The organism is Dyella agri, assembly GCF_044904705.1.
GTDB classification, from domain to species: Bacteria; Pseudomonadota; Gammaproteobacteria; order Xanthomonadales; family Rhodanobacteraceae; genus Rhodanobacter_A; species Rhodanobacter_A agri.
Genome location: NZ_JADIKL010000007.1, coordinates 63,032 through 83,111 on the forward strand (window position 1 = coordinate 63,032; position 20,080 = coordinate 83,111).

General features: G+C 66.8%; 19 protein-coding genes. 15 read left to right on the plus strand and 4 right to left on the minus strand.

The window, feature by feature from the left end; all coding sequences use genetic code 11:
- Nucleotides 1–103: 103 nt before the first annotated feature.
- The 3 genes from ISP14_RS13075 to ISP14_RS13085 form a co-directional block, all read right to left on the minus strand.
- Nucleotides 104–1,309, minus strand: a complete 1,206-nt coding sequence (locus tag ISP14_RS13075; RefSeq protein WP_404540650.1) for an acetyl-CoA C-acyltransferase — start codon at nt 1,307–1,309, stop codon at nt 104–106.
- A gap of 55 nt (nt 1,310–1,364) precedes the next feature.
- Complete coding sequence (locus ISP14_RS13080) at nt 1,365–3,752, minus strand: 3-hydroxyacyl-CoA dehydrogenase/enoyl-CoA hydratase family protein (RefSeq protein WP_404540653.1); 2,388 nt, start codon at nt 3,750–3,752, stop codon at nt 1,365–1,367.
- Between the two features lie 87 nt (nt 3,753–3,839).
- Nucleotides 3,840–4,508, minus strand: coding sequence for a TetR/AcrR family transcriptional regulator (locus ISP14_RS13085; RefSeq protein WP_404540656.1), 669 nt, complete (start codon nt 4,506–4,508; stop codon nt 3,840–3,842).
- A 174-nt stretch (nt 4,509–4,682) separates the two neighbouring features.
- Between ISP14_RS13085 and ndk the strand changes: the two genes are divergently transcribed.
- The 8 genes from ndk (at nt 4,683) to moeB (ending at nt 12,726) form a co-directional block, all read left to right on the plus strand.
- The gene (ndk, locus tag ISP14_RS13090) at nt 4,683–5,108 is read left to right on the plus strand and encodes a nucleoside-diphosphate kinase (RefSeq protein ID WP_192165606.1); all 426 of its coding nucleotides are present in this window, start codon (nt 4,683–4,685) and stop codon (nt 5,106–5,108) included.
- Between the two features lie 6 nt (nt 5,109–5,114).
- Nucleotides 5,115–6,266: a 23S rRNA (adenine(2503)-C(2))-methyltransferase RlmN gene (rlmN, locus tag ISP14_RS13095; RefSeq protein ID WP_404540660.1), complete on the plus strand. Its 1,152-nt coding sequence runs from the start codon at nt 5,115–5,117 to the stop codon at nt 6,264–6,266.
- A gap of 10 nt (nt 6,267–6,276) precedes the next feature.
- Nucleotides 6,277–7,047, plus strand: coding sequence for a type IV pilus biogenesis/stability protein PilW (pilW, locus tag ISP14_RS13100; protein WP_404540662.1), 771 nt, complete (start codon nt 6,277–6,279; stop codon nt 7,045–7,047).
- 5 nt (nt 7,048–7,052) lie between these two features.
- On the plus strand, nt 7,053–8,048 hold the full coding sequence (locus ISP14_RS13105; protein ID WP_404540665.1) for a helix-turn-helix domain-containing protein: 996 nt from the start codon (nt 7,053–7,055) through the stop codon (nt 8,046–8,048).
- 154 nt (nt 8,049–8,202) lie between these two features.
- Nucleotides 8,203–8,853 (plus strand): YfgM family protein, encoded by a 651-nt coding sequence (locus ISP14_RS13110; protein ID WP_404540668.1) that lies wholly within the window; start codon nt 8,203–8,205, stop codon nt 8,851–8,853.
- Nucleotides 8,850–10,064: an outer membrane protein assembly factor BamB gene (bamB, locus tag ISP14_RS13115; protein ID WP_404540671.1), complete on the plus strand. Its 1,215-nt coding sequence runs from the start codon at nt 8,850–8,852 to the stop codon at nt 10,062–10,064. Before ISP14_RS13110 ends, bamB begins: the two co-directional genes overlap by 4 nt.
- 22 nt (nt 10,065–10,086) lie before the next feature.
- Nucleotides 10,087–11,487, plus strand: a complete 1,401-nt coding sequence (gene der / locus ISP14_RS13120) for a ribosome biogenesis GTPase Der (protein ID WP_404540674.1) — start codon at nt 10,087–10,089, stop codon at nt 11,485–11,487.
- Between the two features lie 69 nt (nt 11,488–11,556).
- A complete protein-coding gene (moeB, locus tag ISP14_RS13125) occupies nt 11,557–12,726 on the plus strand; it encodes a molybdopterin-synthase adenylyltransferase MoeB (protein WP_404540677.1) in 1,170 nt (389 codons plus the stop codon).
- Here the strand turns inward: moeB and ISP14_RS13130 are convergent.
- Nucleotides 12,687–13,289: a GNAT family N-acetyltransferase gene (locus ISP14_RS13130; protein ID WP_404540680.1), complete on the minus strand. Its 603-nt coding sequence runs from the start codon at nt 13,287–13,289 to the stop codon at nt 12,687–12,689. The genes moeB and ISP14_RS13130 overlap by 40 nt on opposite strands.
- Nucleotides 13,290–13,354: 65 nt before the next feature.
- Here ISP14_RS13130 and folD point away from each other — a divergent pair, with 65 nt between their 5' ends.
- From folD to ISP14_RS13165, 7 genes are all read left to right on the plus strand, one after another.
- On the plus strand, nt 13,355–14,212 hold the full coding sequence (gene folD / locus ISP14_RS13135; protein ID WP_404540683.1) for a bifunctional methylenetetrahydrofolate dehydrogenase/methenyltetrahydrofolate cyclohydrolase FolD: 858 nt from the start codon (nt 13,355–13,357) through the stop codon (nt 14,210–14,212).
- 71 nt (nt 14,213–14,283) lie between these two features.
- Nucleotides 14,284–15,744: an IMP dehydrogenase gene (gene guaB, locus ISP14_RS13140; protein WP_404540686.1), complete on the plus strand. Its 1,461-nt coding sequence runs from the start codon at nt 14,284–14,286 to the stop codon at nt 15,742–15,744.
- 118 nt (nt 15,745–15,862) lie between these two features.
- On the plus strand, nt 15,863–17,440 hold the full coding sequence (gene guaA, locus ISP14_RS13145) for a glutamine-hydrolyzing GMP synthase (protein ID WP_404540689.1): 1,578 nt from the start codon (nt 15,863–15,865) through the stop codon (nt 17,438–17,440).
- 220 nt (nt 17,441–17,660) lie between these two features.
- Nucleotides 17,661–18,653, plus strand: a complete 993-nt coding sequence (locus ISP14_RS13150; protein WP_404540692.1) for a tyrosine-type recombinase/integrase — start codon at nt 17,661–17,663, stop codon at nt 18,651–18,653.
- Between the two features lie 3 nt (nt 18,654–18,656).
- Nucleotides 18,657–19,160, plus strand: coding sequence for a tyrosine-type recombinase/integrase (locus ISP14_RS13155; RefSeq protein ID WP_404540695.1), 504 nt, complete (start codon nt 18,657–18,659; stop codon nt 19,158–19,160).
- Nucleotides 19,161–19,174: 14 nt separating this feature from the next.
- Nucleotides 19,175–19,558, plus strand: a complete 384-nt coding sequence (locus ISP14_RS13160) for a hypothetical protein (RefSeq protein WP_404540698.1) — start codon at nt 19,175–19,177, stop codon at nt 19,556–19,558.
- A 69-nt stretch (nt 19,559–19,627) separates the two neighbouring features.
- The gene (locus ISP14_RS13165; RefSeq protein WP_404540701.1) at nt 19,628–19,891 is read left to right on the plus strand and encodes a helix-turn-helix transcriptional regulator; all 264 of its coding nucleotides are present in this window, start codon (nt 19,628–19,630) and stop codon (nt 19,889–19,891) included.
- Nucleotides 19,892–20,080: the final 189 nt, after the last annotated feature.

The window sequence follows — 20,080 nt, forward strand, 5'->3', positions numbered from 1 at the left end:
GGCATGACGATGCTTCGCGCGCGTGACCAAAAAACGACAACGGCGCCGCATGGCTGCGGCGCCGTTGTTGTCTTGCAGCATCCGGGGCTGATGCGGCGCCGGGTCAGAGCGCCTCGAAAATCCCTGCCGCGCCCATGCCGGTGCCGATGCACATGGTCACCATGCCGTACTTCTGCTTCCTGCGGCGCATGCCATGCACCAGCGTGGCGATGCGCACCGCGCCGGTGGCGCCGAGCGGGTGGCCGAGCGCGATGGCGCCGCCGAGCGGGTTGACCTTGCTCGGGTCGAGTTTCAGGTCGCCCATCACGGCCAGCGCCTGTGCGGCGAAGGCCTCGTTGAGCTCGATCCAGTCGAGCTGATCCTGGCTGATGCCGGTCTGCTTGAGCGCCTTCGGGATCGCTTCCTTGGGGCCGATGCCCATGATCTCAGGGCGCACGCCGGCGACGGAGAAACCGACGAAGCGGGCTAGCGGTTGCAGGTTATGTTCCTTGATGGCCTTTTCGCTGGCCAGCAGCACGGCGCCGGCGCCGTCGGACATCTGGCTGGAGTTGCCGGCGGTGACGGTGCCGCCGAACTGGCCGTTGCGGAACACGGTCTTGAGCTTGGCCAGTACGTCCATCGTGGTGCCGGCGCGTGGGCCTTCGTCGTCGCCGATGATGCGGCTGTCGGTCTTGATGCCGCGCGTGGCGAGGTCGGGGTAGCGGTCGTCGAGCTGGAACGGGGTGATCTCGTCCTTGAATTCGCCTGCGGCCTGGGCGGCGAGGGCGCGGCGGTGGCTTTCCACCGAGAACGCATCCTGCGCCTCGCGGCTGACCTTCCACTGCTTGGCCACGTTCTCGGCGGTGATGCCCATGCCGTAGGCGATGCCGATGTGTTCGTTGCTGAAGATCGCAGGATTCATCGCGATCTTGTGGCCCATCATCGGCACCATGCTCATGCTCTCGGTACCGCCGGCCAGCATCAGGTCGGCCTCGCCGAGGCGGATGCGATCGGCGGCCATCGCCACCGACTGCAGGCCGGAGGAGCAGAAGCGGTTGATGGTGACGCCCGGCACGGTGTCAGGCAGGCCGGCCAGCAGCACGCCGATGCGCGCCACGTTCATGCCTTGCTCGGCCTCGGGCATGGCGCAGCCGATGATGGCATCGCCGATCTGGTGCGGGTCGATGCCGGGAGCCTGCGCCATCACGGCCTTGATGACGTGGGCCAGCATGTCGTCGGGACGGGTGTTGCGGAACACACCGCGCGGCGCCTTGCCGACCGGCGTGCGGGTGGCGGCGACGATGTAGGCGTCTTGCACTTGCTTGGTCATGTCTTGTGTCCTCGTGAGGAATTCGGAGAGCGGAAGGGATGCGATCCGAGTTCCGTCAATTCCGCAGCGGCTTGCCGGTGGTCATGGTGTGCGCGATGCGCGCCTGGGTCTTTTCGGTCTTGGCCAGCTCCACAAAATGCCTGCGTTCCAGCTCCAGCAGCCAGGCTTCGTCGACCAGCGAGCCGCGCTCCACGTTGCCGCCGCACAAGCAGTCGGCGATGCGCGTGGCGATGGCGATGTCGTGCTCGGAGGCGAAATAGCCCGCCTGCAGGTTGGCGAGCGAGGCCTTGAAGGTGGCGGTGCCCACGTCGCCGGCGACCGGGATGGCGCGCTGGTACAGCGGCGGGCGCCAGCCGGACTCGGCCAGCGACAGCGCGACCTTCTTCGCCACGTAGAGCAGTTCGTAGGCGTTGAACACCACCACGTCGCTGTCGCGCAGCAAGCCCATGTTCTTGGCTTCGATGGCGCTGGGCGAGACCTTGGCCATCGCTACCGTCTCGAACACCTTCTTCAGCGATTCGAACGGATCGGCCGGGTTGGCCTTGGCCGCGCGCACGGCCAGCTCGTGCAGGCCGCCGCCGGCAGGCAGCAAGCCCACGCCGGCTTCGACCAGGCCGATGTAGCTTTCGAGGGCAGCCACGGTGCGCGCCGAGTGCATCTGGAACTCGCAACCGCCGCCGAGGGCAAGGCCGCGCACGGCAGAGACCACCGGCACCAGCGCATGCTTGATGCGCATGCTGGTGCGCTGGAAGTTGGCGACCATGTGCTCGAAGTCGTCGAACTTGCCGGCTTGCAGCAAGCCCAGCGCGCCCTTGAGGTCGGCGCCGGCGGAGAACGGTTCGCCGTTCTGCCAGATCACCACCGCCTTGAGCTTCTGCTCTGCGACGCCGATCGCGTGCTGGATGCCGTCGAGCACCTGGTCGTTGACTGTGTGCATCTTGGTCTTGAACGAGATGATGCCCACGCCGTCGTCGCCCAGCGTCCACAGGCGGACGCCGTCGTTCTCCCACACGGTGCTGCCCTGGTCGAACTTCTCGCCCAGGATGGGATCGGGAAACAGCTGGCGGGCGTAGACCGGGTGCGTGGAACGCGGCTTGTCGGCATTGGCGCTGGCCGAATAGGAACCGGCCTTGCCGTGCACGCCGTTGCGGCCGTCCAGCACCCACGCGGGCAACGGCGCCTTGCTCATCGCCTTGCCGGCGGCGATGTCTTCCTGCACCCAGGTCGCCACCTGCTGCCAGCCAGCGGCCTGCCAGGTCTCGAACGGACCGAGCTTCCAGCCGTAACCCCAGCGTATCGCGAAATCCACGTCGCGTGCGGTGTCGGCGATGTCCGCGAGGTGGTAGGCGGTGTAGTGGAACAGGTCGCGGAAGGTGGCCCACAGGAACTGTGCCTGCTTGTCCTGCGAGGCGCGCAGCTTGGCGAACTTTTCGGCGGGGTCCTTGATCGCCAGGATGGCGGCGACTTCGTCCGAGGCCTTCTGCTCGGAGGCGCGGTAATCCTGCTTCGCGACGTCGAGCACCACGATGTCCTTGCCGGCCTTGCGGTAGAAGCCGGCGCCGTTCTTCTGGCCCAGCGCTCCCTTCTCGATCAGCGCCGAGAGCCACACGGGCGCCTTGAAGTAGGCATGCCACGGGTCGTCCGGCAAGGTGTCGGCCATGGTCTTGATGACATGCGCCATGGTGTCCAGGCCGACCACGTCGGCGGTGCGGTAGGTGGCGCTCTTGGGGCGGCCCACGGCGGGGCCGGTGAGCGCGTCGACCACGTCGAAGCCCAGGCCGAACTGCTCGGTGTGGTGCATGGTGGCCAGCATCGAGAACACGCCGATGCGGTTGCCGATGAAGTTGGGCGTGTCGCGGGCGATCACCACGCCCTTGCCGACGGTGGTGACGAGGAAGGCTTCGAGGCCTTCGACCACCGACGGGTCGGTGAGGCGGGTCGGGATCACTTCGACCAGGTGCATGTAGCGCGGCGGGTTGAAGAAGTGCACGCCGCAGAAGCGGTGGCGCATCTGCTCCGGCAGCGCCTCGGCGAGGCCGTTGATCGACAGGCCCGAGGTATTCGACGCCAGCACGGCGGTGGGCGAAACGTAGGGGGCGATCTTGCGGTAGAGGTCCAGCTTCCAGTCCATCCGCTCGGCGATCGCTTCGATCACCAGGTCGACGTCCTTGAGGTGTTCCATGTCCTCGTCGTAGTTCGCCGGGATGATCGCGCTGGCGAGATCCTTGTCGGCCAGCGGCGCGGGCGACAGCTTGGCCAGGTTGGCGATGGCCTTGAGCGCGATGCCGCTCTTCGGACCTTCCTTGGCGGGCAGGTCGAACAGCACGGTTTCGACGCCGGCATTGGTCAGGTGCGCGGCGATCTGCGCGCCCATGACGCCGGCGCCCAGCACGGCGGCCTTGCGGATGCGCAGCGTCGGGGTGGAGGTGGATGGAGCGGTCATCGGGATTCTCCGGTCAAGACTGCAGGGAATGCGGAACGAAAGCCGTTCAAGATGAGCGCACGGCCGTGGCCGCGCGGTGAAAAGGGGTCAGGAGGCGTTGAGGCCGGCGGCGGCGAAGCGGACCAGGTGCTGCACGGTCTGTTCGCGGTGGGCGCGTTCGCTGACGTCGCTCTTGCGCTGGATCATGCCGAAGCCGGACATCGCATGCGTCAGCGCGCCGGTCACCAGGTCGATGCGCCAGTAGAGTTCCTCCTTGCTCAGCCGCGGCAGCAGCCGGGCGAATTCGGCGGTGAACTGGCGCATCACGTGGCCGTAGTTCTCGGACAGGAACTTGCGCAGGCCGTCGTCATGTTCGGCGAAGGCGCGCGCCAGCACGCGCATGAACAGCGAGCCGCCATCCTCGTGCGACAGCTCCAGGGCCGGGCGGATAAAGGCGTCGAGCACGTCCTCCAGCTGCGTATCGGGCTGGTTGGCGACCTTGGCCAGTGCGGCCAGTCGCTGGGCGTTCAGCGCATCCAAGCGGCGGCGGAACACCTGCTCGACCAGTTTTTCCTTGGAGCCGAAGTGGTAGTTGACCGCGGCGAGGTTGACCCCGGCCGCGCTGGTCAGCTGGCGCAACGAAGCGCCGTCGAAGCCGCGTTGGGCGAACAGGGTCTCGGCGGCGCCGAGTATGCGTTCCTTGGTGGAGCCGGTGCGGTTCACGGGGCGGGTTTTCCCACAAGGCCAGGGAGGGTGTTCAAACGATCGTTTGAGCATACGCGGACGGCTTCTCCGTCGTCAAACCGAGAGCCAGGTCGCCCCGTCGTCGGCTTGCGAATGGGGTAGAATCTGTCAAACTTCGCGGGCTAAACCCGCATTCCAAGTCGGTTTTGGCCGATTTGCGGCACGATGCCGACCCATCACACCCATCCTGTTTCCCGGAGCACACCCATGGCGCTGGAGCGCACCCTTTCCATCATCAAGCCCGACGCCGTCGCCAAGAATGTGATCGGCGAGATCTACGCCCGTTTCGAAAAGGCCGGCCTCAAGGTCGTCGCCGCCAAGCAGAAGCAGCTGTCGCGCGCCGAAGCCGAAGGCTTCTACGCCGTGCATAAGGAACGCCCGTTCTTCAAGGCGCTGGTGGATTTCATGATCTCCGGCCCGGTGATGATCCAGGTGCTGCAGGGCGAGAACGCCGTGCTCAAGCACCGCGACCTGATGGGCGCCACCAACCCGAAGGAAGCCGCGCCGGGCACGATCCGCGCCGACTTCGCCGACTCCATCGATGCGAACGCCGTCCACGGTTCCGATGCCGCCGAGACGGCTGCGGTCGAGATCGCCTATTTCTTTGCTTCCACTGAAGTACATAGCCGGTAAATAGTTGTGACCGAGGTAGCTGCCATTTCATCCGACCAGCCCGGCACCGCCGGCAAGGTCAACCTGCTCGACTTCGATCGTCAGGGGCTGCGCGATTTCTTCGCGCAGCTCGGCGAGAAGCCGTATCGCGCCGAGCAGGTGATGAAGTGGATCTACCACCACCTCGAGTCCGACTTCGCCAACATGACCGACGTGGGCAAGGCGCTGCGCGCCAAGCTCGAGGCGAGCTGCCACGTCGGTCCGCCGAAAACCCTGGTGGACAAGGCCGCCGCCGACGGCACGCACAAGTGGCTGCTGGGCATGGACGGTCGCAATGCGGTGGAAGCGGTATACATTCCCGAACCCACCCGCGGCACGCTGTGCGTGTCTTCGCAGATCGGCTGCGCGCTGAACTGCCAGTTCTGCTCCACCGGTGCGCAGGGCTTCAACCGCAACCTCGCCACCGCCGAGATCATCGGCCAGATGTGGGTGGCGGCGAAGCAGCTGGGCAACGTCACCCACCAGAACCGCCGCATCACCAATGTGGTGATGATGGGCATGGGCGAGCCGCTGGCGAACTTCGACAACGTGGTGCGGGCGATGAGCCTGATGCGCGACGACCTGGGCTTCGGCCTGGCCTCCAAGCGCGTCACGCTGTCCACCGCCGGCATGGTGTCGATGATCGACAAGCTGTCGGAAGTCATCGATGTGTCGCTGGCAGTGTCGCTGCACGCGGCCAACGATGAGCTGCGTACCGAGCTGGTGCCGCTCAACAAGCGCTATCCGCTGGCCGAACTCACCGCAGCCTGCCAGCGCTGGATCGCGCGCAAGCCGCGCACCTCGATCACCTTCGAATACACCTTGATGAAGGGTGTGAACGACCAGCCCGAGCATGCGAAGCAGCTGATCCGCTTCATGCGCAAGCTGCCGACCTGCAAGGTCAACCTGATTCCGTTCAACCCCTTCCCGGGTACGCGCTTCGAGCGCTCGGACGCCGAGACCATCCGTGCGTTCCAGACCCAGTTGCTGAACGCCGGCATCCTGACCATGCTGCGCCGCACCCGCGGCGACGACATCGATGCCGCCTGCGGCCAGCTGGCCGGGCAGGTGAGCGACCGCACCCGGCGCAGCGCCGAGATCCGCAAACGCGTGGACACTGAGGTGACGCATGCACTGTAAGCCGCTGCTGATGTTCGGGCTGTCGCTGGCACTGGCCGGCTGCGTTACCTCAGGCGGCAGCAACGGGCAGGGCGCCAGCAACCTGGCGAAGGCCAGCAAGGCCGACCAGCGCCAGGATGCGGCGCGCGTCCACACCGACCTGGCCCAGCACTACCTGGCCAGCGGCGACCTGGAAAATGCACTGGCCAAGCTGCAGCTGGCGCTGAAGTTCGATCCGGACTACGCGCCCGCCCACACCGTGATCGCGCTGGTCTACGAGAAGATCAACAACCAGCCCGAGGCCGAGCTCCATTACCGCAAGGCGGTCGAGCTGGAGCCGATCAAGGGCGGCCCGAACAACAACCTCGGCCAGTTCCTGTGCCGTACCGGCAAAGCGCAGGAGTCGATCGGCTATTTCCGCAAAGCCGTGGCCGATCCGTTCTACACGACCCCGGACGTGGCCCTCACCAACGCCGGCATCTGCCAGATGCAGACGAACGACATGAGCGGCGCAGAAGCGAGTTTTCGTGACGCAATCGCGCGAAATCCCAGCAACGGCGATGCACTTTTCCATCTTGCCGAAGTACTCTACCGGCAGGGGGATGCGTTTCGTGCTCGGGCTTTCATCCAGCGCTTCGATGCGCTGGGCAATGCCAATGCGGCCGCTCTCAAGCTTGGTTACGATATCGAGTCGCGCTTGGGCAATACGGACGCAGCCCAGACCTATCTCAGGCGTTTGCAGAGCCAGTTCCCGGACTCGGAGCAGGCTCGCGCCCTGAAAACTACCGCCAGCAGTCAATGACCACGATGCAGCCTTCCAAGCCCGGCCAGGACCAGGCCGCGCACGACCTGTTCGCCGACCGACCGGACACCACGGAAGCATCCGCCGCCAGCCATGCGTACGTCGATCCCGATGTCGCCTTCGGCAGCCGCCTGCGTGCGGCGCGCGAGGCGCGCGGGCTGGACCTGGAAGCCTGTGCGCACGCGTTGAAACTGCCGCTGCGCATCCTGCGCAAGCTGGAGCGGGGCGAGCACGACGGCATCGATTCGCGGGTCTACCTGGCCAGCTACATCGGCAAGTACGGCCAGCATCTGGGCCTGGACGACGCGACGATCCAGTCCGAACTGGCGCGCATCCGCCAGGTCGAGCCGCCGCTGGTGGCCACGGGCGGCATCTCGCATTCGCGCTTCCTGTTCGACCGCTACGCCACCGCTGCCACTTATGTGGTGCTGACCCTGGTCATCGCGGTGCCGACAGTCTGGTTCGGCGTGCGCAGCACGCTGGATCGCGATCTCAGCCATCTCACTCCGCTGGATGCCTCGCCGGTAGCGCAGCAGGACGCGCAGGCCGCGGCACCGGGCAAGCCGGACGCGCAGTCGGCGGCGCCGGCAGCGAAGACGGCAGCCGCACAGCCGGCGCAGGACCAGCAACCACTGCTGGCTTCGATGGCGCCGTTCCCGAGCCTCGGCGACGATGCTCCGCAGCCGCCCAAGGTTGCCGCACCTGCCACGGTCGCGGCGGACGCCGCCGGCGGTCACAGCCTCACTCTCAGCCTCGACGCCGCCAGCTGGGTCGAGGTGGTCGGGCAAGACGGCACGCGGCTGGAGTACGGCTTGTTGCCGGCGGGCACCAGCAAGACCTGGCACAGCGAGCAGGCGCTGGACGTGCGCATCGGCAATGTCGTCGGCGCGCAGGTGAGCATCGATGGCCAGTCGGTGGCACTCGATGGTTTCCGCCACGCCAACGTGGCGCATTTCCGCGTACAGATCGCGGACGGCAAGGCGGCTGCGGCCAGCCTCTGAGCCCGATGCCGCACGCGCCGGCGGCGCCTGCGGATCATCCATTTCGGTTATGCTTGCCCATTCTTCGCTCCTGACCGGGCGAAGAGTGTCGGCGAGCATTTCCGTCCGCCTGCACACGGCGCGCGGCACGCACGTTTTCCACGAACGGTGAAGCATGGCATTTGACGCATACGACGACTACGAACAAAGCGAACGTGTCCAGAAATGGCTGCGCGAGAACGGCCTTTCCATCGCGGTAGGCATCGCCATCGGCCTGGTCGGCATCTTCGGCCTGCAGCAGTGGCGCAAGCACCAGGCGAACAACGAGGCGGCCGCTGCCACGCTGTACCAGCAGGCCCAGGTGGCGCTGGCCGGCGGCAAGCCGACCGCCGCGACTGCTTTCGTCGATGAGCTGATGAAGGACTACGCCAAGTCGCCGTACGCGCTGTTCGCGGTCAGCGACCAGGCGAAGCAGCAAGTGCAGGACAAGCAGCTGGACAAGGCCATCGCCTCGCTGCAATGGGCCGAGTCGCATGCCACCGATCCGGCGCTGAAGGCGCTGGTGGAACTGCGCCTGGCGAGCGTGCAGCTGGCCAAGGGCGACAGCCAGGCCGCGCTGACCACGCTCGAAGCCATGCCGGCCGGCCAGTACACCGGCCTGAACCAGGAACTCCGCGGCGACGCGCTGGTCAAGCTGGGACGCGCCGACGACGCACGCAAGGCCTACCAGGCGGCGATGACGGCATTGGGTGAGGACGCGCCGCAGCATGCCGTCCTGCAGATGAAAATCGACGATCTGGCCGTGGCCGGAAAGCAGGGTGCATGAAAGTCGTGGTGAAGAAGAGCGTATGGCTGGTCGCCTTGGGTTCGCTGGTGCTGCTGGCCGGTTGCAACTCGTTCAAGAAGAAGAACCTCGAGCCGCCGACCCCGCTGGAAAAGCATTTCACGGCCACGGCGCAGGTCAGCAAGGTATGGACCGCGCGCATCGGTGACGGCGCTGGCATCAGCGGCGTGCACCTGCGCCCGACGGTGGTGGACGGCGTGCTGTATGCCGACAGCACCGACGGCAAAGTCGCCGCGTTCGACGCCGCTACCGGCAAGAAGCTGTGGGACAAGACCACGCGCAGCAGCAAGAGCTGGTTCGGCCTCGGCCACCGCAAGGGCACCGACGCCACGTATGCGGGCGGCCCGGCGGTGGCCGGCGACCTGCTGGCCGTGGGCACGCTCGACGGCCATGTCTATGCGATGGGCGCGAAAGACGGCAGCCCGCGCTGGGATGCCGAGCTGAATTCCGAAGTGATCGCCGCGCCGGCGATCAGCGGCGACCTGGTGATCGTTCGCACGCAGGATGGCCGCGTGTACGGCCTCGACGCTGCCACCGGCAAGCGTCGTTGGGCCTACGACCAGGGCACGGTGCCGCTGCTCAGCCTGCGCGGCAACAGCACGCCGCTCGCCGCGAACGGCGTGGTGTTCATCGGCAGCGACGACGGCAAGCTGGTCGCGCTGCGCCAGGACAACGGCGAGAAGCTGTGGGAGCAGCGGCTCGCCACGGGCGAGGGGCGTACCGATATCGAGCGTCTCGACGACGCCGATGGTGCCATCCTGCTCGACGGCAGCACGCTGTACGGTGCCGCTTACCACGGCAACCTCACCGCGATCGACGGCCCCAGCGGCCGCCCGCTGTGGAGCCGCGCATTCTCCACCTACACCTCGCTCGCCCTCGGCGCCAATGCCGTCTATGGCGTCAACGACCAGGGCGAAGTGTGGGCGTTCGACCGCAGCGGCGGCGCCGACATGTGGAAGAACGACAAGCTGAAGTACCGCTGGCTCACCGGTCCTGCCGCACAGGGCAATTACCTGGTGGTGGCCGATGCCTACGGCTACGTGCACTGGCTGCAGGCCAGCGACGGTGCATTGGCCGCGCGCGTGCGCCTGTCGAAGAAGGCGATCCAGGCCCAGCCGCTTGTGGTGGGCGACACCGTGTACGTCGAGGACGTGAAGGGCCATATCGGCGCCTACCGTCTCGCCGCGCACTGATCGCCAGGAACCGTGCCCCAACATGCTGCCCGTCGTCGCCCTGGTCGGTCGCCCCAACGTCGGTAAATCGACCCTGTTCAATGTGCTGACGCGCAGCCGCGACGCCCTGGTGGCCGACCTGCCAGGCGTCACCCGCGACCGCCATTACGGTGTCTGCCATCTCGGCGAGCGGCCGTTCGTGGTCGTCGATACCGGTGGCCTGTCCGGTGTGGACGAGGGCCTCGATGCGCTCACCGCGCAGCAGGTGCGCCTGGCCATCGATGAGGCGCAGGCGCTGGTATTCGTGCTCGACGCGCGCGACGGCTTGCTGCCGCAGGACCGCAGCATCCTCGACGAGCTGCGCCGCAGCGGCAAGCCGATCATCGCCGCGGTCAACAAGACCGATGGCCTCGACGAGCAGGCCGCGCTGGCCGAGTTCGCCGCCTTCGGTATCGCCGCCACGCTGCCGCTGGCGGCGGCGCACAATCGCGGCACCGACCGCCTGTTCGCCGCGCTGCTGCCGCTGCTGCCGGAAGACGCCCACGAGGAACTCGCGCCAGACGAGAACGACAGCATCCGCGTCGCCATCGTCGGCCGGCCGAACGCGGGCAAGTCCACCCTGGTCAACCGTCTGCTCGGCGAGGACCGGCTGATCGTCTCCGACGTGGCCGGCACCACCCGCGACCCGATCCGCGTGCCGCTAGAACGCGACGGCCGCAAGTACACCTTGATCGACACCGCCGGCGTGCGGCGCAAGGCGCGTGTCGAGGAGGCGGTGGAGAAGTTCAGCGTCATCAAGACCCTGCAGTCTATGGCCGCCGCACAAGTCGTGGTGCTGATGGTCGACGCGCGCGAGAACCTCGCCGACCAGGACCTTACCTTGATCGGCCACGCGCTGGACGAGGGCAGAGCGCTGGTGATCGCGGTCAACAAGTGGGATGGCCTGGACGCCTACCAGCGCGAGCAGTGCCAGCGCGCGTTGGAGCGCCGGCTGCAATTCGTGGACTGGGCGAAGAACGTGTTCATCTCCGCGCTGCACGGCTCCGGCTTGCGCGAGTTGATGCGCGCGGTGGTGCGCGCGCACGCCTCGGCTACCAAGGAGCTCGGCTCTTCCGACCTCACCCGCACACTGGAAAAGGCCTACCAGAGCTACCAGCCACCGCTGGTGCGCGGGCATGCGCCCAAACTGCGCTTTGCCCATCCTGGCGGCAGCAATCCGCCCACCGTCGTGATCCACGGCAGCCGCACCAAGCACATCGCGCCGGCCTACCAGCGCTATCTCGAAAACTTCTTCCGCAAACGCTACAAGCTCGAAGGCACGCCGATCCGCATCGTGTTCCGCGAGGGCGAAAACCCGTATGCCGGCAAGAAGAACGTGCTTACCGAAGGCCAGATGCGCAAGCGCCAGCGCATGATCCGCGAGATGAAGAAGCGCAAGAAGTAAGCGACCTTCCCGGCTCTCCGCAGAACAGGGGGAGGGCTGGAACAGGCTCGGCGCCGTTACACTGTCGGCATGCCTTCGCCCACTCAACGCGACACCTTGCTGGCCGAATTGCGCGGTCGCATTCCCGAAATATCCCCGGCCGATGCGCTTGCGCGTCAGGCGCAGGGCGCCTTGCTGATCGACGTGCGCGAGGACGGCGAACGCGCCGCCGGCATGCCGGCGGGGGCGTTGGGTTTGTCGCGCGGCTTCCTCGAACTGCGCATCGAACAGGCGGAACCGGATCGCGCACGATCCATCATCGCCTTGTGCGGCAGCGGTATGCGCTCGCTGCTGGCAGCCGATGCCTTGCAGCGCATGGGCTATCGCGACGTGCATTCCGTGGCCGGCGGGTTCGAACGCTGGAAGGGCGAGGGCTTGCCCGTCGTCACCGGCGCGCTGGATGCCGACGCTGCCGAACGCTACGCGCGCCAGCTGCGCCTGCCGCAGGTGGGCGAGGCGGGGCAGGCGAAGCTCGCGGCGGCGAAGGTCGTATTGCTTGGTGCCGGTGGCCTTGGCGCGCCGGCGGCGTTGTATCTCGCCGCAGCGGGCGTCGGCCAGCTCAGCTTGATCGACGACGATCGCGTGGAGCGCTCCAACCTGCATCGCCAGGTGATCCATGCCGACGCGCGCGTCGGCATGGCGAAAACCGAATCGGCGCGCCTCGCGCTCAACGCGCTGAATCCGCGTGTGCGCATCGAGACACGCGAGGAACGCCTGCGCGCCGACAACGTCGAGCGCCTGCTCGACGGCCACGACCTGGTGATCGACGGCGCCGACAACTTTCCCGCACGCTACCTGCTTGCCGCGGCGACGCGGCGCCTGCGCCTGCCGATGGTCTACGGCGCGGTGGAACGCTTCACCGGGCAAGTCAGCGTGTTCGATCCGCGCCGCGACGACGCGCCGTGCTACCGCTGCCTGTTCCCGGAACCGCCCTCGGCCGCCGAGGCGCCGAACTGCAGCGAAGCCGGCGTGCTTGGCGTGCTGCCCGGCATCGTGGGCCTGCTGCAGGCCACCGAGGCGCTGAAGCTGATCCTCGGCATCGGCGAACCGTTGGTTGGACGGCTGCTGTCGTTCGATGCGCTGTGCATGCATTTCCGCGAGACGCGCCTGCCGCGCGATCCGGCCTGTCCGGGCTGCGGTGCGGCCGCACGGTTTACCGGCTACGAGGATATCGCTGCGCTTTGCGCGGCGGCCGGTTGATCGAGGTCGGCGGGTATCAGCGCGTACACCGCCGCGTCGTGGGCGCGGTCCCAGGCCCACAGTCGCTGCCGCGCCATGCCTTCGAACGTGGCGCCCAGTTTTGCGGCGACGCGGCGGCTGGCCTGGTTGTCGGGCAAGGTGATGACCTCGATCCGGATCAGACCCAGTTCGGCGAAGCCGAAGCGTGCCACCAGCCTTGCGGCTGCGGCGGCGACACCCTGGCCTTGGCGCGAGGCGCGCACCCAGTAACCCAGGTTGGCGCTGCGATGCATGGCGTTGATCTGGTTGAGCCCGCAGCCGCCCAGCAGTTCATCGCTGGCCGCATCGCGCACGGCAAACGCGAACTGCTCGCCAGTGCGCCAGTGGTCCTGGCACTGTGCCACCCAGGCCTCGGCACGCTCTAGTCCGTAATCCGCATTGCACCACGGCAACCAGCGTCCCACGCTGGCGACCGATTCGCGCACGGCATCATGCAGCTCGGCGGCATCCGCACTGCGCCACGGCCGCAACAGCAGGCGGCCGTCGGCGAGCGCTGGCGTGACATGGGTGATGGCATCGATCATGGCTTGGTGTTTGTGCACCGCGGTTGGAGCTTGGATAATGGCGCGTCTTTCGGCCTGGCACCAACATGAGCGCTCGCATCCTTGACGGCAAACGCATCGCGCAGGAACTGCTGGAACGGATCGGTCGGCGCGTCGCCGAACGCAAGGCGCATGGCCAGTCCGCGCCCGGTCTGGCGGTGGTGCTGGTAGGCGACGATGCCGCCTCGTCGGTGTACGTGCGCAACAAGCGCAAGGCCTGCCACCAGGTCGGCTTCCGCTCCTTCGATTTCGACCTGCCGGCGAGCACCACGCAGGATGAACTGTTTGCGCTGATCGACCGGCTCAACGCCGATCCGGAGGTGCACGGCATCCTGGTGCAGTCGCCGTTGCCGGAGCACATCGACGAAGACGCGCTGGTCGACCGCATCGACCCGGGCAAGGACGTGGACGGCTTCCAGGCCGTGAACGTGGGGCGCCTCGCGCTGCGTCGCTTCGGCCTGCGCCCATGCACGCCCAAGGGCGTGATGACCCTGCTTGGCCACACCGATCGTCCGGTACGCGGCCAGCACGCGGTGGTGGTGGGCGTGTCCAACCACGTAGGCCGGCCGTTGGCGCTGGAGTTGCTGATCGCCGGTTGCACCACCACGTGCTGCCACAAGTTCACCCGCGACCTGGAAGGCCATGTGCGCCAGGCCGACATCGTGATCGTCGCGGTCGGCCGTCCGGGCCTGGTGAAGGGCGAATGGATCAAGCCCGGCGCCGTGGTGGTCGACGTCGGTATCAACCGTCTCGACGATGGCCGGCTGGTAGGCGACGTGGAATTCGCTCCCGCTGCCGAGCGCGCCAGCTGGATCACGCCGGTGCCGGGCGGCGTGGGGCCGATGACCGTCGCCACGCTGATGGAAAACACGCTGGAAGCCGCGGAAGCACGCGGCGGCAAGTAGTCGATTCAGCCTCCGCGCTAGCGGCATGCTGCGGTGCCGCGTATAATCCTCTCTTTGCCGCGGGGCATACCATGCGCATTCTCGCCGAGGCTCTCACCTACGACGACGTTTACCTCGTTCCAGGCCATTCCGTCGTGCTGCCGCGCGACGTCGACACCTCCACCCGGTTCACCCTCGGCCTGCGCCTGAACATCCCCATCGTGTCCGCCGCGATGGACACCGTGACCGAAGCGCGCCTCGCCATCACCATGGCGCAGCAAGGCGGCATCGGCATCATCCACAAGAACATGACGTTCGAACAGCAGGCCGCCGAAGTGCGCCTGGTGAAGAAGTTCGAGGCCGGCGTGATCCGCAACCCGTTCAGCGTGAGCCCGGACACCTCGATCAGCGAAGTGCTCAAGCTCACCCGCGCGCACAACATCTCCGGCGTGCCGGTGGTGGAAGGCGAGAAGCTGGTCGGCATCGTCACCAGCCGCGACATGCGCTTCGAGCGCAAGCCCAACGACCCGGTGCGCAACATCATGACCCGCCAGGAGCGCCTGGTGACGGTGAAGGAAGGCGCCAGCCAGGACGAAGTGCTGCAGCTGCTGCACAAGCACCGCATCGAGAAGGTGCTGGTGGTCAACGACGACTTCCAGCTGCGCGGCCTGATCACGGTGAAGGACATCCAGAAGGCGCGCGACAACCCCAGTTCGGTCAAGGACCGCAACGAAGCGCTGCTGGTCGGCGCCGCCGTGGGCGTGGGCGGCGACACCGAGCGTCGCGTGGAGGCGTTGGCCGAAGCCGGCGTGGACGTGCTGGTGGTGGATACCGCGCACGGCCATTCGCAGGGCGTGATCGACCGCGTGGCCTGGGTGAAGAAGCACTTCCCGCAGGTGCAGGTGGTCGCCGGCAACATCGTCACCGGCGAGGCCGCGCTGATGCTGCGCGACGCCGGCGCCGACGCGGTGAAGGTGGGCGTGGGTCCCGGTTCGATCTGCACCACCCGCGTGGTGGCTGGCGTGGGCGTGCCGCAGATCACCGCGATCGACATGGTCGCCACCGCGCTGAAGGATTCCATTCCGCTGATCGCCGACGGCGGCATCCGCTACTCCGGCGACATCCCCAAGGCGCTGGCCGCCGGCGCGTCCACCGTGATGCTGGGCTCGATGTTCGCCGGCACCGAGGAATCGCCGGGCGAGGTCGAGCTGTTCCAGGGGCGCTCGTACAAGAGCTACCGCGGCATGGGCTCGATCGGCGCGATGCAGCTCGGCTCCAAGGACCGCTACTTCCAGGACAACGAAGCCGACGCCGACAAGCTGGTGCCCGAAGGCATCGAAGGCCGCGTGCCGTACCGCGGCCCGCTGCGCAACATCATCCACCAGCTGATCGGTGGCCTGCGCGCCTCGATGGGTTACCTCGGCGCGGCCACCATCGACGACGTGCGCAACAAGGCGCAGTTCGTCAAGGTGACCAGCGCCGGTGTCACCGAAGCGCATCCGCACGACATCCAGATCACCAAGGAAGCGCCGAACTACCGGCTCAACTCGTGACGCGGAACCGGGCCGGCGCGCTGTACCCGGCCCGGTTTCCAAGCACCCCATGGGTACCCATTCCGCGTTCGCGGAGTGACGCCGACCGTTCCGGACGCCATCCAAAGAGCCTCGTTCGATGCAGAACCTCCATAGCGACAAGATCCTCATCCTCGACTTCGGTGCGCAATACACCCAGCTGATCGCGCGCCGCGTGCGCGAACTCGGCGTGTACTGCGAGATCTGGGCCTGGGATCACGAACCGGCCGAGATCGCCGCGTTCGGCGCCAAGGGCATCATCCTTTCCGGCGGTCCCGAGTCGACCACGTTGCCGGGCGCGCCGAAGGCGCCGCAGGAGGTGTTCGATTCCGGCCTGCCTATCCTCGGCATCTGCTACGGCTTGCAGACGCTGGCCGCGCAATTGGGCGGCGCCACCGAGGCGGCCGATGCGCGCGAGTTCGGCCATGCCACGGTCGACATCGTGGCGAAGAGCCGGCTGTTCGACGGCCTCAGCGATCACGCCGGCAGCCACAAGCTCGACGTGTGGATGAGCCATGGCGACCACGTCGCCAAGGCACCGCCGGGCTTCGTGGTCACCGGCACCACCGATCGCATTCCCGTCGCGGTGATGGAGAACGAGGACAAGCGCTGGTACGGCGTGCAGTTCCATCCCGAGGTGACGCACACCAAGCAGGGCAGTGCGCTGCTCAAGCGCTTCGTCACCGAGATCTGCGGCTGCGCCACGCTGTGGACGGCGGCCAACATCATCGAAGACCAGATCGAGCGCGTGCGTGCGCAGGTCGGCGACGACCACGTACTGCTCGGCCTCTCCGGTGGCGTGGATTCCTCCGTGGTGGCCGCGCTGTTGCACAAGGCCATCGGCGAACGCCTCACCTGCGTGTTCGTGGACACCGGCCTGTTGCGCTGGAAGGAAGGCGACCAGGTGATGGCCACGATGGCCGAACACATGGGCGTCAAGGTGATTCGCGTCAACGCCGCCGAGCGCTACTTCAGGGCGTTGGAAGGCGTGGCCGACCCGGAAGCCAAGCGCAAAATCATCGGCCGCCTGTTCGTGGAGATCTTCGACGAGGAGTCGGAAAAGCTCATCGCCGCGGGCGGCAAGGTGAAGTGGCTGGCTCAGGGCACGATCTACCCCGACGTGATCGAGTCGGCCGGCAGCAAGACCGGCAAGGCCCACGTCATCAAGAGCCACCACAACGTGGGCGGCCTGCCCGAGCACATGAAGCTCAAGCTGGTCGAGCCGCTGCGCGAGCTGTTCAAGGACGAGGTACGCCGCATCGGCGTCGAACTCGGCCTGCCGCGTGAGATGGTCTACCGCCATCCGTTCCCCGGCCCGGGTCTGGGCGTGCGCATCCTGGGCGAGGTGAAGCCGGAATACGCCGAACTGCTGGCTCGCGCCGATGCGATCTTCATCGAAGAACTGCGCAAGGCCGACTTGTACGACAAGACTAGCCAGGCCTTCGCCGTGTTCCTGCCGGTGAAGTCGGTGGGCGTGGTGGGCGACGCGCGTGCCTACGAGTGGGTGATCGCGCTGCGCGCGGTGGAAACCATCGACTTCATGACTGCGCATTGGGCACACCTGCCGTACGAGTTCCTTGGCAGGGTTTCCAATAGGATCATCAATGAGTTGCGTGGCGTTTCTCGTGTCGTTTATGACATCAGCGGCAAGCCACCGGCGACCATCGAGTGGGAATAATTCTAAGGTCGGTTCGCACCGTTCAACGACGAGCAGTGAACCGGCCTTTTCCCTTGTTGGACATCGAGTTATCGTCCCTTGACGATCCGCATCGTTCAACCAAGAACAGTGGGCAATGACGGTATTTCTGGCGGTAGTTTTTCGGTGCCTCAAAAATCCGTCCGCGATACCGTCAGGGTGGGCCTGACAGTACGGGCGACGGTATCAAGGACACCGCGCCATGACCTTCGAAAGCCCCGCCGCGCCTAGCTCTGCCGACGTTCCTGTCGATCCCGCCGTCGCCGGCATGCCGCCTGCGCAAGCCCCGCGCTCCCGCCAGAAAGCTGCGCCGCTCACCGATACCGCCCTCAAGGCGCTCAAGCCGCGGGACAAGGCCTACAAGGTCACCGACGCCGCCGGCCTGTACGTGGTCGTCTCGCCTACAGGCGTCAAGTCCTTCCGCTACGACTACCGGCACGGCGTGGCGGACAGCAATCCGTCGAAGCCCGGGCGCTGGACGCTGACCATCGGCCGGTACGAGCCGGGCACGCCGAACCGCAGCGACGTCGACCTGCAGGCGCTGGAGTACGGCGCGACGTTGTCGCTCAAGGATGCCCGCGCGCTGCGCGATCGTGCATCGCGCCAGGTGGCGGCGGGCGAGAACCCGTCCAAGGTGAAGGCGGTCAAGCGCGCCACCGATGCAGAGGCCGGCACGTTCGGCGCCTGGGCGGCCCGCTACATCGCGTTCAAGACCGACCCCAAGTCAGGCGAGGAGCAGTGGGCCGAGTCCACGGCCGGTTATCGCATCTCGACTTACGAGCGTTTGCTGAAACCCGTGCTCGCGGCGCGGCGCATGGGCGACATCACGCGCCGGGAGCTGGCGGAGCTGTTCGACCAGATCAAGGCGAGGAACGGTCCGGCTCCGGCTGTGCTGGCACGCGAGCTTGTGCTGGTGGTCTTTCGCTACGCGATGGGGCGCGACGAGGCGATCGCAGTGAACCCGGTGGAGGCCATCCGCCGCAACAGCATCGCCACCTTTGCACCGCGCATGCGCAACCTCACCCGGCACGAACTGAAAACGTTCTTCGATGCGCTACAGCGCACGCAGGCTTCGGCCACGCTGCGGCTGGCGCTGCGGTTCGTCCTGCTGACGATGGTGCGCAAGGGCGAGTTCATCGGAGCCACCTGGAAGGAGATCAACTGGGAGCGTGCCACCTGGACCATTCCGGCATAGCGCATGAAGGCGGGCAGGGATCACGTGGTGCCGCTGTCCGGTCAGGCGCTCGACATCCTGACCACATTGCGCGCGTGCTTTCCCGCCAGCACGTACCTGCATCCCGGTCGGTACGAGGCTGACATTCCGATCAGCGATCCCGCGCTTAACCGCGTGGTCGACATCACCGTTCGGCAGATCAACAAGGAAGTCGAGCAGGGAGCCGATGACTTCGAAGCGTTCAGCGTGCACGACCTGCGCCGCACCGCCAGCACGCGGCTCAACGAGGCGGGGTTTCCCAAGGATCTGATCGAGCTGTGTCTGGCACACGTGAACAAGGATCAGGTCGCGGCGGCCTACGACCACAGCAAACGGCTCGCCGCGCGCAGGGCCCTTATGCAGGGATGGGCGGACATGGTCGATTGCTGGCTGCGCGGCGAGAGCGCACGGGACGTCATCACGTCCACCAAGACACGGATCGCTGCCGTGGCGCATGATGATGCCGAGCTTGGGGAGGCGGACCTGTGAATCGAAGCGAGAGCTTGAAGCGTTGGCAGCGCATCGCCGCTGGCTCCCTTGAGGATCCAGAGGGCTTCGAATTCGACGTGCTGCATGCCTGGATCCGCGAGATTGCAGCCAAGGTCGTTGCCGCGGACAGCCGCCCGGCGGCAGACCGATCGGGCGCGCTGGTGAGCGCCGTCGGCCTCAGCGGCAAGGCGGCCGCCTTGGAGCCGCTTCGGGAGCAGATGGAAGTAATCGATGAATTCTCGTTCCTCGACGAACACGGCAGGGAGCGGCCACCCCGGCGTGGCGAGCGCATGGAGGGGTTAATGAAGGTGGCGAAGGCTTCCGGCCTTGTGGACGATGATCCAACGGACGAGCAACTACGCCACCGCATCAAACGGCTACTTGGGCGCGATCTCTAGAGCAAACGTCCTTACATAGATCGCTCCGTGATATCAAATGACGGTCGTCTTCAACACAGGACGACCACCATGCAAGCCCATCAATTCCTCCGCCGCGAGCAAGTTCTCCAAAAGCTCGGGATCTCCCGAACGACCCTTTACAACCTCGAAAAAGCCGGTCGTTTTCCCCAGCATTTCATGGTGACGCCCCGTTGCGCCGCGTGGCGCGCCGACGAGGTCGACGCCTGGATGCAGCAGCGTGCCGGCGTCTCAGTGCCTTCCGCGCCCGCACCGGACGTCAGGCAGCGCCGACATGCGCCGGGGCGCGGCAAGCGCCAGCAGGCGGCCGCATGAACCGGCCGGGACGGCGCGCCAATTGGGGCCCGTCGCACCACAAGGCAAGGCTCAGCACCGCCCAGGTGGACGCACTGCGCGATGCCTACGAACGCGGGGAGGGCGGATATCGGCGCCTTGGCCATCGGTTCGATATCCCGTGGGCGTCGGTGCGCTCCATCTGCCAATACCGCAACCGGTGCAGGGGGT